13 protein-coding genes are annotated in these 13,602 nt (G+C 65.2%); 7 read left to right on the top strand and 6 right to left on the bottom strand.

From position 1 onward, the window contains the following. Positions 1–18 precede the first annotated feature (18 nt). The 6 genes from ACQY7X_RS08590 to ACQY7X_RS08565 all read left to right on the top strand — a co-directional run bounded on the left by ACQY7X_RS08590 (position 19) and on the right by ACQY7X_RS08565 (position 6,651). A complete protein-coding gene (locus ACQY7X_RS08590) occupies positions 19–426 on the top strand; it encodes a cyclic nucleotide-binding domain-containing protein (RefSeq protein WP_428249497.1) in 408 nt (135 codons plus the stop codon). After that, the gene (locus tag ACQY7X_RS08585) at positions 423–1,073 is read left to right on the top strand and encodes an HAD-IA family hydrolase (RefSeq protein WP_428249496.1); all 651 of its coding nucleotides are present in this window, start codon (positions 423–425) and stop codon (positions 1,071–1,073) included. The genes ACQY7X_RS08590 and ACQY7X_RS08585 overlap by 4 nt, the downstream gene beginning before the upstream one ends. Next, on the top strand, positions 1,070–2,623 hold the full coding sequence (locus ACQY7X_RS08580; protein WP_428249495.1) for a class I adenylate-forming enzyme family protein: 1,554 nt from the start codon (positions 1,070–1,072) through the stop codon (positions 2,621–2,623). The genes ACQY7X_RS08585 and ACQY7X_RS08580 overlap by 4 nt, the downstream gene beginning before the upstream one ends. A gap of 184 nt (positions 2,624–2,807) precedes the next feature. Next, positions 2,808–4,880: a ferritin-like domain-containing protein gene (locus ACQY7X_RS08575; RefSeq protein WP_428249494.1), complete on the top strand. Its 2,073-nt coding sequence runs from the start codon at positions 2,808–2,810 to the stop codon at positions 4,878–4,880. An 11-nt stretch (positions 4,881–4,891) separates the two neighbouring features. Beyond that, positions 4,892–5,704: a DUF692 domain-containing protein gene (locus ACQY7X_RS08570; protein WP_428249493.1), complete on the top strand. Its 813-nt coding sequence runs from the start codon at positions 4,892–4,894 to the stop codon at positions 5,702–5,704. After that, positions 5,701–6,651: a DNA-binding domain-containing protein gene (locus ACQY7X_RS08565; protein WP_428249492.1), complete on the top strand. Its 951-nt coding sequence runs from the start codon at positions 5,701–5,703 to the stop codon at positions 6,649–6,651. Before ACQY7X_RS08570 ends, ACQY7X_RS08565 begins: the two co-directional genes overlap by 4 nt. Positions 6,652–6,886: 235 nt before the next feature. On the opposite strand, the gene ACQY7X_RS08560 is transcribed toward ACQY7X_RS08565, so the two are convergent. From ACQY7X_RS08560 to ACQY7X_RS08550, 3 genes are read right to left on the bottom strand one after another with little or no spacing between them, the layout of a single operon-like run. Further along, positions 6,887–7,867, bottom strand: a complete 981-nt coding sequence (locus ACQY7X_RS08560) for an aldo/keto reductase (protein WP_428249491.1) — start codon at positions 7,865–7,867, stop codon at positions 6,887–6,889. Positions 7,868–7,871: 4 nt separating this feature from the next. After that, the gene (locus tag ACQY7X_RS08555; protein ID WP_428249490.1) at positions 7,872–8,510 is read right to left on the bottom strand and encodes a gamma-glutamylcyclotransferase; all 639 of its coding nucleotides are present in this window, start codon (positions 8,508–8,510) and stop codon (positions 7,872–7,874) included. After that, entirely contained in the window at positions 8,510–9,403 is an 894-nt protein-coding gene (locus ACQY7X_RS08550; RefSeq protein ID WP_428249489.1) for a DMT family transporter, read from the bottom strand. Before ACQY7X_RS08550 ends, ACQY7X_RS08555 begins: the two co-directional genes overlap by 1 nt. A gap of 100 nt (positions 9,404–9,503) precedes the next feature. Between ACQY7X_RS08550 and ACQY7X_RS08545 the strand changes: the two genes are divergently transcribed. Further along, positions 9,504–10,520: a DUF2125 domain-containing protein gene (locus ACQY7X_RS08545; protein ID WP_428249488.1), complete on the top strand. Its 1,017-nt coding sequence runs from the start codon at positions 9,504–9,506 to the stop codon at positions 10,518–10,520. Between the two features lie 5 nt (positions 10,521–10,525). On the opposite strand, the gene ACQY7X_RS08540 is transcribed toward ACQY7X_RS08545, so the two are convergent. The 3 genes from ACQY7X_RS08540 to ACQY7X_RS08530 are packed head-to-tail and all read right to left on the bottom strand — an operon-like array spanning position 10,526 to position 13,458. Further along, on the bottom strand, positions 10,526–11,452 hold the full coding sequence (locus ACQY7X_RS08540; protein ID WP_428249487.1) for a prephenate/arogenate dehydrogenase family protein: 927 nt from the start codon (positions 11,450–11,452) through the stop codon (positions 10,526–10,528). A gap of 13 nt (positions 11,453–11,465) precedes the next feature. After that, the gene (gene hisC, locus ACQY7X_RS08535; RefSeq protein WP_428249486.1) at positions 11,466–12,551 is read right to left on the bottom strand and encodes a histidinol-phosphate transaminase; all 1,086 of its coding nucleotides are present in this window, start codon (positions 12,549–12,551) and stop codon (positions 11,466–11,468) included. A 43-nt stretch (positions 12,552–12,594) separates the two neighbouring features. Then, positions 12,595–13,458 (bottom strand): chorismate mutase, encoded by an 864-nt coding sequence (locus tag ACQY7X_RS08530; protein ID WP_428249485.1) that lies wholly within the window; start codon positions 13,456–13,458, stop codon positions 12,595–12,597. Positions 13,459–13,602: the final 144 nt, after the last annotated feature.

Raw genomic sequence — 13,602 nt, 5'->3', positions numbered from 1 at the left:
TACTCGAAATATCCTGCCGTGCCTGAAATTCAACGACGCCACTTCCTGCCCGGAACGCCGATCTTCACCCAGGGAGACGAGGGCGACTGCCTGTATTTCGTCGAGGAGGGCCGCGTGCGCATCTGGCGCAGCGAGGCCGGGAAGACCGTGGTGCTGGCGGAAGTGGAGCGCGGCGGCCTGTTCGGCGAAATGGCGCTGATCGACGATCAGCCGCGTTCGGCCAATGCCACCGCCGTGGATGAAACCTTCGTGCAGGTGATCCCCGGCGTGCTGCTGAAGCTGAAGCTGGAGCGCACCGACCCGTTCCTGCGCAAGCTGATCAACATCCTGACCCGCAACCTGCGCCAGACCACCGAGCCGCTGCCCCGGCTGCTGCCGCAGGACACCTTCTATTATGACGTCAGCGGCAAGGAAAAACCGGAATGACCGCGACCATCCGCGCCGTGCTGTGGGATTTCGGCGGGGTGATCCTGAGCAGCCCGTTCGAAGCCTTCCGCCGCTATGAAGCCGAACGCGGCCTGCCGGCTGATTTCATCCGTGGCATCAACAGCCGCAATCCCGACAGCAATGCCTGGGCCCGCTTCGAGCGCGGCGAAACCGATGCTGCCGGCTTCGGCGAGCTGTTCCTGGCCGAAAGCACGGCTTTGGGCCATCCGCTGCATGGCCGCGAAATCCTGCCGCTGATTTCCGGCGAGCTGCGCCCGCGCATGGTGGCAGCCCTCAAGCAGGTTAAGGCCCGCTTCAAGGTTGCCTGCCTCACCAACAACATGCCGCTGGGCCACGGCCCGGGCATGGCCTTGCGTGCCGACCGCGCCGCCGCCATCGCTCAAGTGATGACCTTGTTCGATGCCGTGGTGGAATCGAGCAAGATCGGCATCCGCAAGCCGGAGCCGGCCTTCTATCAGGCTGCCTGCGACCTGCTCGGGATTCAGCCCACGGAAGCCGTGTTCCTCGATGATCTCGGCATCAACCTGAAACCGGCGGCAGCCATGGGCATGCGCACCATCAAGGTCGGCGACCCGGATGTGGCCTTGCAGGAACTCGGTCGCCATATCGGCATGGAGTTTCCATGATCAGCGCCCTGGATCAGTTGAGCCGTGATTACGGCACCGTCGCTGAACTGATCCGCGCCCATGCCGCCGAACGGCCAGAACGCATTGCGCTGATAGAAGGCGAGCGGCAACTGGATTTTGCCGGGCTGGATGCGCTGATGGACCGCATCGCCGCCGCCTTGCAGCGCGAAGGTCTCGGCCCGGGCAATGCCATCGCCATCGTCGCCTCGGCTTCGATCGAGTATGCCGCCGTATTCCTTGGCGGCCTGCGCGCCGGTGTGGCAGTGGCGCCATTGGCGCCGTCCTCGACGCCGGAAAGCCTGGTGGCGATGACCGCCGACGCCGATGCCGCGATCCTGTTCCTGGATGGCGGCAACGAAGCCGCCCTGACGGGTGCTGGCGTGCTGAACCAAGTGACGGCGCGCCGCGTGCGCCTGGATACCGATGCCTTCGAGGCCTGGCTGGCACCTGCCGGCGCGAAGCCGGCAGCGGTGGATGTGCATCCCGATGCGCCGTTCAACATCATCTATTCCTCCGGCACCACCGGCACGCCGAAGGGCATCATTCAGCCGCACAAGATGCGCTGGTCGCATGTGCAGCGTGCTTCGATCAACGGCTACAACACCGAACGCACCGTGGCCCTGCTCTCCACGCCACTCTATTCCAACACCACGCTGGTGATCTTCTTCCCGGCACTGGGCTGGGGCGGCACCGTGGTGCTGATGCCGAAATTCGAGGTGAAAACCTATCTCGATCTGGCGCAGCAGCATCGCGCCACCCACACCATGCTGGTGCCGGTGCAATACAGCCGCCTGATGCAGCACCCGGATTTCGACCGCTATGATCTTTCCAGCTTCGAGGCCAAGTTCTGCACCAGCGCACCCTTTGGCGCGGCACTGAAGGCCGATGTGGTGCGGCGCTGGCCGGGCAAGCTGATCGAGTATTACGGCATGACCGAAGGCGGCGGCACCTGCATCCTGCAGGCCCATGCCCATCCCGACAAGCTGCACACGGTTGGCCGCCCGGCGCCGGGCCATGATGTCCGCCTGATCGACGAACAGGGCAATGAGGTCGGCCCCGGCGAGGTTGGTGAGATCGTCGGCCATTCCGGCACCGTCATGGTCGGCTACCACAAGCAGCCGGGCAAGACCTCGGAAGCCGAATGGTATGACCGCGAGGGCCGCCGCTTCATCCGCACCGGCGATATGGGCCGCTTCGATGCCGATGGCTTCCTGACGCTGATGGACCGCAAGAAGGACATGATCATATCCGGCGGCTTCAACGTCTATCCCAGCGACATCGAAGCCGTGTTGCGTGGCCATGAGGCTGTCGCCGAGACCGCCGTGGTCGGCATGCCGTCCGAACGCTGGGGCGAAACGCCGGTGGCCTTCGTGGTGCTGAAACCCGGCGCCAGCACGACGAGCGATGCCCTGCTTGCCTTCGCCAACGCGCAGCTCGGCAAGACCCAGCGGCTGGCGGCGATAGAAATCCTCGACAGCCTGCCGCGCAGCGCCATCGGCAAGGTACTGAAGCGCGAATTGCGCGACGGTTTCGGCCGCCGCCTGGCCTGAGGCCTCTCAACCTTCCCTGCTTCGTTAATCGATTCGCCTCACCGGCTTGCGCCGCCTGTGGTTGCATAATCCTGTATTCTCGTATTTTTATATATTTTCTGCTTTCTACACTCTCATAACTAGTGTTTATTGGTTGTGTATCTAAATTTTCAGCATCTTTTAATCCATATCGGAGGACTCACTCATGCCCACCAGCCCCACCACCACATCCAGCCTTGGCGCCTTGCCCCCGGTTCCGGTGCCGATCATCAACCGGCCGCTGTCCAACCTGCCTGCCGACATTTCTGCCGCCAAGGCACTGGCCCAGGCGGCGATCAATGTCGAGCTGTTCACCATCCCGCTCTACATGGCGGCGATGACCTCGCTGCAGGGCGTGCATGAAATCAACGCCAGCGGCATCACCTATTACGAAGGCCGGGCCTGGCCGGGGATGAACACGTCGGCCACCGCCACGACGCCGAACCAGCAGGCCTATAACGCCATCTTCGCGGTGTTCATCGAGGAGATGCTGCACCTGCAGCTTGCCGCCAATGTCGCCTCCGCCCTGGGCGCGCAGCCGAGCTTCACCAGCGCGGCGCTGCAGACCAGCACCCACGGCTGGACCTGCTATGGCGCCAGCAACACCACCATCCCCCATATCGTCAACCTGACCGATCTGGTGGCGCCCTATAGCGGTCTGGTGGTGAACCTGAATCCTCTGACCGTGCCACAGACCCAGCTGTTCCAGCTTATCGAGCAGGATCACGACACGGCGCTGAACAACATCCAGCCCGCCGCGCGCAGCAAGTATTTCCCCACCGCGCCCTTCGCCGGCTGGACGACGGCGATGACCGAGCAGGACCTGCCGCTCTTCGGCACCATCGGCTGGATGTATTACTGCTACATGCAGTACATCACCATGGTCTACACCGATGGCTCCACGCTGTTCGAGAAGATGTTCGTTGCCGGCAGCGTGCAGCAGGACATGTTCAACAGCGCCAGCAAATCGCACGCCGCCGAATACCCGCTGATGCCGGCAACGATCACTGCCGCCGATCCGCTGCTGGCCATGGGCCAGGCGGTGGACATGATGCTGGCGATCACCGACCAGGGCGAAGGCGCCGGCCAGGATGGCGCCAGCCTCACCAACCTGCTGCCGGCCAAGGCCCGCCTGTCGCTGAAATCGGTGAAGGCGGTGAAGCCGCCCAAGGATGATGGCGGCGTCGATGTGATGTTCCAGCCCGATGCGCAGAACCTTGCCTTCGACTATCCCTCCTACAATTCCGATGGCAGCCAGGCAGCGCAATCCGCCGATGCCACGGCGCGCGGCACCTGGGGCGCCACCACGCATTACGACAACTTCGTGCAGTTGCAGACCCTGGCATCCACCGTCACCACCTTCCCGGCCTGGTTCAAGGCCGGCAATAGCTGGACTGCCGCCCTGCTCACCACCACGCCGGCCAATCCCAGCCCGCCGACCAATATCCCGAGTGCGCAGCAGGTGGCGGATGCGCTGAACGCACTCAGCGGCGAAGCGGCATTGCTCAACACGGTGGCCACCGGCGCCATTGCCGGCATCACGCTGGGGCTCAATCAGTATTGGGCCAGCCAGAGTGCCGGCTTCCCCTATCCGGCCATGGTCGGCGCCGGCGACCGCATGACCATGTGCTGGGCGGCGAACAGCGCGCCCGATCTCTCGCAGGGCCTGACGCCGCAGCCCGATCCGGGCCGTTCGCCCAGCGCCTGCCAGGGCCTGAACTATCAGACGCCGCCGGCCAGCCCGACTTGCGGCACCGTTGCGGTGTTCCATTCCTGCCGCGGCACCAACACCTGTTCCGGCCAGGGTGGCTGCGGTTTCGCACAACCGGATACCGGCAGCCCGCAGACTTGCTCCGCCGTTGCCGCGCGGCGCGTGCGCAAGCCGCGCATGTCTGCCCCTCATGGCGGGGCGGTGGGCGGCACCTGTGGCGGCCCGACCCCAGGTCCGACCCCGGGCCCGACGGTCTACTCGTCGCCGGGCGACAACGCCTGCCAGACATTGGGTGGCTGTGCGGTGCCGATCTCGGCCTCGCAGCTCTATCCGGAAAGCGGCACGATGCAGGTCTATAACCTGTTCGGCGCATCGCCACAGAAAGTCGGCACCATTCCCTTCGCGCTTGGCGATGCGGTGTTCGACGTCGCCTGGCAGGCCTATACGATGGTGATGCAGGGCCAGGGCGTGACGCCGACCAAGCCGGCGCCCTCCACCCTGCGTATCGCGCTGCCGCCCTCGACTTAATGTCGGGAGCGATGAGACTGGGCCTGCCGCATCTCGGCTATGGCCTCGGCCTGCGCCAGGAGCATCTGCCGGCCATCATGGCCAAGGGTGCCCGGGTCGACTGGTTCGAGGTGATCACCGAGAATCTGCTCGGGCATCGCGGCTATCTCCGCCGGGCGGTCGAACGCCTGGCGGAGACCACGCCGATCGTGCTGCATGGTGTCACGCTCTCCATCGGTGGCAGCGACCCGCTCGATCTCGACTACCTGTGCGCGGTGAAGCAGCTTGCGGCCGATCTGCGCGCGCCGTGGATTTCAGACCATCTCTGCTGGACCAGCCTGGGCGGCCATACCAGCCATGACCTGCTGCCGCTGCCGCTCACCGAAGCTTCCCTGCGCCATGTCACCGCCCGCATATGCCAGGCACAGGATTATCTCGGGCAGCGCCTGGTGCTGGAAAATCCGAGCAGCTATCTGCGCTTTCGCCAGGACAGCATGCCGGAATGGGAATTCCTCGCCCGCCTGGCCGATGCCGCCGATTGCGGCCTGCTGCTGGATGTCAACAACGTCCATGTCTCGGGCCGCAACCACGGCTTCGACCCGGAGACTTATATCCGCGCCCTGCCGCCGGAACGCATCGTGCAGCTGCATCTTGCCGGCGCCACCGATTGCGGCACGCATCTGATCGATACCCATGACCACCCGGTGCACGATGAAGTCTGGGCGCTCTACCGCCTGGCGCAGCAGCTGACCGGCGGCGTATCGGTATTGCTGGAATGGGACGCACAGCTGCCGAGTTACGATGACCTGCTGGGAGAACTCGCTAAAGCCTGGGCGGGTGCATGACGCCTGATCTCGAACAGCTCCAGCATTGGCTCCTGCTGCGCCTGCTGCGGCCCGATATCACCTTGCTGCCCGGCGATGCCGAAATCGTGGCAGCGCCGCCTGCGGGCGATGCCGGGCAGCGCCTGGCGATCTATATCGAAGCCTACCGGCTGCGGCTGCTGGAATGCCTGAAAGCGGATCATCCCGGCCTGGCGCGGCTGCTGGGCGATGCCTTGTTCACGCAACTGACCGAGGCCTATATCCGCGCCGCGCCACCAAAAGAGCATAGCCTCTATGCGCTGGGTGCCGGCTTTCCCGCCTTCCTGCGCCGGACGCAGCGTGGTCAGCAACGCGACCGCGCCCTGGCTCTGGCGCTCGATCTCGCCCGCTTCGAGCGGCAGTGGAACGAGGTCCTGCGCGCCCAGGGCCTGGAAGATACTCCGGCGCACATACTCAGCGCGCATCCTGAATTGCTGCTGCACTTGCCGGCAACGACGCGGCCGCTGCTGCTGCGCCAGCCGCTTGCCTTGCTGCAAGGCTGGATCACCGGCGAGGATGCAACACCGGCAGCAAGCAACGCATCGCTGCATTACGCGCTGATCGCACGGCGCAACTGGGGCGTGGTGGCACAAAGCATCGAGGATTGGGCCTTCCACGCCCTGCGCGCGGCCCAGGCCCGGCCACGCAGCCTGCATGATTGCGCGGTCATCGCCGCGCGCCGCCTCGGGCGTGAACCAGCGGCTATCCTGGCGAAACTGCTGCTCTGGGCGCCACTGGCACAACAGGCGCAACTGCTGATTCTGCACTCACCAGCGCAGCAGATCGAAGCGCACCAGGCGGTAGGGCATCGGCGGCAAGCCATTCTTCAGCCGCAGCGGATGCTCGATCAGCTGCACCAGCGCCATCGCGGCGAAGGCACCCGCGAAGGACAGCGCCAGGTTCGCCAGCATGGCGACGGATTCCCATAAGCCGGCAAGATTCTCCGGCAAATAGGGCGGCAATGCGCCAGCCACGCCCTGGCCCAGGCCGAAGCCGCAGATCAGCGCCAGCACGTTGCAGCCATAGCGCGCCAGCCGCCGGCCCTCGCTGGGCTCAAGTTCATGGCGCACCGCCGTGATGGCGCCGAACACCGAGAACAGCAAGGTGCCTGCGAGCAGGGCAAGATTGACTTCTTGCATTGTTATGTTCCCCGTGTGACGTCTGCTAGCTGTGACCCAATACCGGATGCGGCTTATAGGGCTCTTCCAGGAAGGCCATCTCATCGGCGCTCAAGCTGATCTTCAACGCCGCGAGGGCATCGTCGAAATGGCCCGGCTTGCTGGCGCCGATGATCGGCGCGGTGACGCCCGGCCTGGCCAGCAGCCAGGCCAGGGCCACCGATGCCGCCCTGGCGCCGCGTTTCTGCGCCAGTTCCGCCACGCGCTCGGCGATGGTGAAATCGCCCGGCTGGTAATACATGCGCTGCGCGATGTCGTCGGTCTTGGCGCGCTCGGTATCGCCCCAGCCCTGCTTCAGGCGGTTGCCGGCGAGGAAGCCGCGCGCCAGCGGCGACCACGGGATGACGCCGATGCCATTGGCGCGGCAGAGCGGCAACATCTCGCGCTCCTCCTCGCGGTAGACCAGGTTGTAGTGATTCTGCATCGCGACGAAACGCGCCCAGCCATTGGCTTTCTGGCGGTGCAGCGCATCCATGAACTGCCAGGCATACATCGAGGACGCGCCGATATAGAGCGCCTTGCCGGCACGCACCACATCGTTCAGTGCTTCCAGGGTTTCCTCCACCGGCGTATTCGGATCGTAGCGGTGGATCTGGTAGAGATCGATGTAATCAGTGCCGAGCCTTTTGAGCGAAGCATCGATGGCGGCCATGATATGCTTGCGCGACAGGCCGCGGCGGTTCGGGCCGGAGCCCATCGGGTTATACACCTTGGTCGCCAGCACGGTTTCGCTGCGCTTGGTGAATTTCTTCAGCATGCGGCCGGTGATCTCTTCCGACACGCCGATGGAATAGACATCCGCCGTATCGAAGAAATTGATGCCGGCTTCCACCGCCTGGCGGAAGAACGGCTCGCTCTCGGCTTCCGGCAGCACCCAGGAGCGCCATTTCGGATCGCCATAGGTCATGCAGCCGAGGCAGAGGCGGGACACCATCATGCCGGTAGTGCCGAGGCGCAGCATATCCATGATTTCAGAATCCCTTCGTTTTGGTCTGACGGGCGCAGAGTTTCTGCACATCGCCGAGCAGCAGGTGCAGCGGCCCATCGTTGATGCCCAGCGCATCGAGATGCGCCACGGTGTTGCTTAAGTATTCGGCATTGGGGCCGCGCTGGCCGCAGGATTGCGCGATGACGCGGGCAGCCTGCTTCTCGCTCAGGCGCCCGGCATATTGCACATGATGCGGATCGGCGACGAAGGCCAGCACGCGGCGGCGCTCGCCGGCAATGGCGGCATTGTGGAAGCCGGGCCGGTAGACCCCGGTCAGCATCTCGCGGCGATAGAGATAATCGATCACCGGCGCTTCATCGGCCTTGCGCACGCGGAAGGCGCGGCCGACGCAGGAGCCGCCGGGTTTCAGCCCCAGCACCAGGCCGGGCGCTTCCGGCGTGCCGCGATAGCGGTGCGACCAGACGCAGAAAGCGCGATGGAAACCCCAGAGCCGTGCCGTTACCGCATCGAGATGCGGAAAGCCCGGATCCCACATCAGCGAGCCATAGCCGAACACCCAGAGCGCCTCGCCCTTCGGCACTTTCACGCGCGGAAAAGCCGGAGCGGTCTCGCCCGGCAACGGCGGTTCGGCATCAAAGGGAATGGCGGGACGTTTCGGCATCAGCGCTTGAGGTTGACCAGGGCGACACCGATCATGGTAACGCCCATGCCGAGCAGGGCCAACAGGCTGAGCGTCTCGCCGAACAGGAAATACGCCACCACCGCCGTACAGGGCGGCACCAGGAAGAACAGGCTGGAGACCTGGGCGGCGGCACCGCGCCGGATCAGCACGAACAGCAGCGAGATGGCGCCGAGCGACAGCACGATGCAGAGCCAGGCGAGTGCGAAGACCAGTTCGCCACTCCAGATCACCTGCCTTGTCTCGAAAGCCAGGGCGAAAGGCGCCAGCGCCAGGGTGGTGATGCCATACTGGATGGCATTGCCGCTGCGCAGGTCGAGTCGGGGGCAGTAGCGTTTCTGATACAGCGTGCCGAGCGTGATGCCGAGCAGCGCCAGCACCGAGAGGCCATAACCGAGCAGGCTGCCGACCCCGAGATCGAGCTTGGTCCACACCACCAGCACCACGCCGCCGAGGCCCAGCGCCAGGCCGGCCCATTGCCGCAAAGTGACCTGTTCGCCAAGGAAGGATCCGGCGGCGGCGGCCACCAGCAGCGGCTGGATGCCGACGATCAGCGCCGAAATGCCGGCGGGCACGCCGTGATGGATCGAGGCGAACACGCCACCGAGATACACCGCCTGCAACAACAGCCCGGCCACCGCGATATGCCCGGCCTCGGCCCAGCTTTTCGGCCAGGGCGCGCCGGTGACGGCGGCGAACAGGGCCAGCAGCACGGTGACGCTGGCGAAACGGATGATCAGGAAGGTGACCGGTTCGACATAGGGCAGGCCGAGCTTGGCGCCGATGAAGCCAGTGGACCACAGCAGCACGAATACGGCAGGCATGGCAGCAAGGGCCAGGGCAGTGGCCGGGCCATTTGTGCGGGAACTTGACATGGGGGACGAGACGTTTCCTTGAACTTTGCCCGATCATCGCGCCGATATGCCGCGCCCGCAAGCCATGGAGGGGACAGGCCGGCAGGGCTATACTTCGGCCATGCGCCTACGCTTCGTTTTCCTCGCCGGTGCGATCCTCGGCGGCCTGCTCGGCTATTACGCGGTCTGGAGCCTGTTGATCGGCCGCGTCGAGGCCGCCGTGCTGGCTTTCCAGAGCACGCAGCGCGCCCAGGGCCGCGATTTCAGCTTTGTTTCAATGCAGCGTGGCGGCTTCCCGTATCGCCTGAGCCTGCGGCTGGATGGCGTGGCCTGGAGCGAGCCCAAGGCCACCGGCTGGCGTGCCGAAGCGGAAACGCTGGTGGCGCATCAGCAATTGTGGAGCAGCCAGCATATCGTGTTCGAGCTGTTCGGCCGCCAGGCCTTCACCTGGCGCGACGGCAGCGGCAGCCATGGGCTGAGCCTGGTGCCGGAGCGCGGCCGCGCCAGCCTGGTGCTGGATGGCGCCGACCGCTGGCTGCGCTTCGCCGCCGATATCCAGGGCGCGCGCTTCGGCGATGCCCTGCAAGGCTTCGAGGCCCAGCGGCTGCAACTGCATCTGCGCCAGGCCGGCAATGTGCCGCCGATGCAGGATGTGGCGTTGCAGGTGAATGGCCTGTCATTGCCCGCCAGCCTCGATGGCCCGCTCGGCCGTCAGGTGCAGGAACTCAACCTGATCGGCAGGCAGACCGGCCCCTGGGTCGGCAACAGCCTGGAAGATACGCTGGGCGGCTGGCGCGATGCCGGCGGCATTGTCGAATTCAGCAATGTGGTCTTGCACTGGGGCGCGGTGCAACTCAGCGGCGACGGTTCACTCACCATCGACAAGCAGTTCCGCCCGCTCGGCGCCATGGGCGGCAAATTGCTCGGCGCTGCCGCCGGTATCGATGCGCTGGTGGCAGCGGGCAAGATGCAGCCGCGCGAAGCGGCAGCGGCCAAGGCGGCACTGGCTTCTCTGCACAAGCAGGATCAGGGACCGGAGCCGTATCTGCCGCTGCCGCTTACCGCGCAGGATGGCAAGTTGAGCATCGCCAATGTGCCGCTGTTCCCGCTGGAACCGCTGTTCAGCGCGAAGAAGTAAGCAGCCTACTTCTTTTCCGCGCGGCCGAAATCCGGCGCGTTGGTTTCCTGGCCGGCATCGATGATGGCGCGGCGGATGGCGCGGGTGCGGCTGAACAGCTTGAACAGCGTGTCGCCATCATCCCAGCGGATCGCGCGCTGCAATGCCGTGAGGTCTTCCGTGAAACGTTGCAGCATATCGAGCACCGCTTCCTTGTTGTTGAGGAAGACGTCGCGCCACATGGTGGGATCGGACGCCGCGATGCGGGTAAAATCGCGGAAGCCGCCGGCGGAATATTTGATCACTTCCGACTGCGTCACCATCTGCAGGTCATCCGCCGTGCCGACGATGTTGTAGGCGATCAGATGCGGCACATGGCTGGTGATTGCCAGCACCAGATCATGGTGCCGGGCATCCATCACTTCCACCTTGCTGCCGAAGGATGACCAGAAAGCGGACAGCTTCGCCAAGGCCGTGGCATCGCTGCCCTCGGCCGGCGTGAGGATGCACCAGCGGCCGGCGAACAGGCTGGCGAAGCCGGAGGCCGGGCCGGAATGTTCGGTGCCGGCCACCGGATGGCCGGGAATGAACTGCACGCCGGCAGGCAGATGCGGCGCCACGTCGCGGATCACCGACTGCTTCGAAGAACCGACATCGGAAACGATGCAGCCCGGCGAAAGCCCCGGCGCCATCTCCTCTGCCACGCCGGCATAGGCACCAAGCGGCACGCAGATGATCACCAGGTCGGCGCCGCGCACGGCTGCCGCCGGATCGGCATAAGCCTCGTCGACCACGCCCAATTGCAGCGCCTGCTCGCGATGCTGCGGCGATTGATCGGCGGTGACGATCATCCCGGCCTGACCATGCTCGCGCGCGGCACGGGCGATGGACGAGCCGATCAGGCCGATGCCGATGATCGCAAGGCGCTTGAAAGGAGCGGCCGGATTGCTCATTTGAACGCTTGGCTCATTTCACGAAATCGGCCAGCGCCGCCAGCACGCGGTCATTCTCTTCCACGGTACCGAGCGTGAGGCGCAGGCAATCGGCCAGGCCATAGCCAGCCATGGCGCGCAGGATCAGGCCACGGCCGCGCAGGAATTCATCCGCCTTCTTGGCCTGTTCCGCGCCCTTGGGGAAGCGGATCAGGATGAAGTTGCCGACGCTGGGCACCACGGTGAGGCCGGATTTTTCCAGCCCCTTGGTGACGCGCGGCAATTCGGCATCGTTATGGGCGCGGGCCTTGTCGATATGCGCCATATCGGCAAGGGCGGCGGCACCGGCAGCCTGGGCCGGGGCGTTGACGTTGAACGGCCCGCGCACGCGGTTCAGCACCGAGAGGATGCTTTCCGGCGCATAGGCCCAGCCCAGCCGCAGGGCGGCGAGGCCGTAGATCTTCGAGAAGGTGCGGGTCATGATGGTGTCATCACGTTCGCGCACCAGTTCCTCGCCGGCGGAATAATCGTTGCGGCTGACATATTCGGCATAGGCCGCATCCACCACCAGCAGCACGCCATCCGGCAGGCCTTCGCGCAGGCGGCGCAGTTCGGCCGCCGAAATATAGGTGCCGGTCGGGTTGTTCGGGTTGGCGAGAAACACGATGCGGGTACGCGGCGTCACCTTGGCGAGCAAAGCATCGACATTGGTGGTGAGGTTGGTTTCCTCCGCCGTCACCGGCGTGGCGCCGCGCGCCATGGCGGCAATCGGATACATCAGGAAACCGTGGCGGGAATACAGAACCTCGTCGCCCGGCCCGCAATAGGCATTGCAGATCAGCGCGATCAGTTCATCCGAACCATTCGAGCAGATGATGTTATCGGCCGGCAGGCCATGATGCTTGGCAATCGCCTGGCGCAGCTTGTCGACCGCGCCATCGGGATAGCGGTGCAGTTCATCGGCCACTGCCTTGTAGGCGGCAATCGCCTGTGGGCTCGGCCCCAGCGGGGTTTCGTTGGACGACAGCTTGCGCACATCGGTCACGCCCGCCACGGCGGCTTCGCCGCCCTTGTAGGGGGTGATGTCGAGAATACCGGCATTGGGCTTGGGCGCAGTCACTGGCTCACTCCTTCACTTCACGCACTTGTTGGCTTCACGCAGCCTACTCGGCCATCGGCACCGCATAAGCGCCGATCACGGTGATATCCTGGACCATATCGGGTGCGGCGGCACGCAACGCCACCAGCGGCGCACTGGTTTCGTCATGGAAGTCAGCAATATCCAGCAGCAGACGGGCATCCTGGCCGCCGCTGGTATGCTGCGCCAGTACCTGACCGGCAATGCCGGCCTGAGCCAGCAGGCTGCCGACGCGCGCCAGGCTGACGCCGGCGCCAGACATCTGCAACACCACCAGGCTGCGGTCATCGCCGGAAGCCTCCGGCGGGCAGCGACCGATCACCAGGGCATTCAGGTCGGCCAGCCGGCCGCGTGGATTGGGCACGAAAGGCAGCTTGGCCAGCACGCGCGGCGTCTCGGCGCCATTATTGGCCAGCATCGGCCACCAGGGGTCTTTCTCGCCATCCTCAGGCATCGGCATCACGCCGATGGTGGCAGCCTGGGCGGAAATCTCGCGCATCGCCGAGGTGGCGGTGGCACAGAGCAGCATCGGCACGGTGGAGCCGTAATGATCGCGGGCGATATCCCAACGTGCCACCGACTTGTTTGGCGCCAGCACCGCCACGCGCACCGCCGCCTGCAGGTCGTAGAGGGCGCCGATCAATTCGCGGTTGATGCGTACCAGGGCCGGACCGGGCAGCGGGCCATGCTGGCGTGCCAGCAGCCGGCGCAGGATCTGCGCCTCGCGGCCACAGCGCAGGAAGAAGCGGTTGTCGCCGCCCGTTGCCCGCTTGGTCACGGCCACCTTTTCAACGGCTTCGGCGCGGCGGCGCAGCAGGTCCTGGATCTGATCGTCCAGGACATCGATCTCGTGCCTCAGGTCGGCGAGGCTGGCGATATGCTCGGTCATAGGGGAAACTTTAGCGAACAAGACGGGGGGTGAAAAAGCCGCATAGTCATAGGCGCTGGCCGCCTCAAATGCAAAGAAAACATTGACAGTACATGCCATTGTTCATAAGCATCCCCCTCCGCGCCACCCGTGGCACGGCCCCTT

This window comes from Ferrovibrio sp., from assembly GCF_965278975.1.
Taxonomy (GTDB): domain Bacteria; phylum Pseudomonadota; class Alphaproteobacteria; order Ferrovibrionales; family Ferrovibrionaceae; genus Ferrovibrio.
This window is presented reverse-complemented; position numbering and strand designations above follow the sequence as displayed.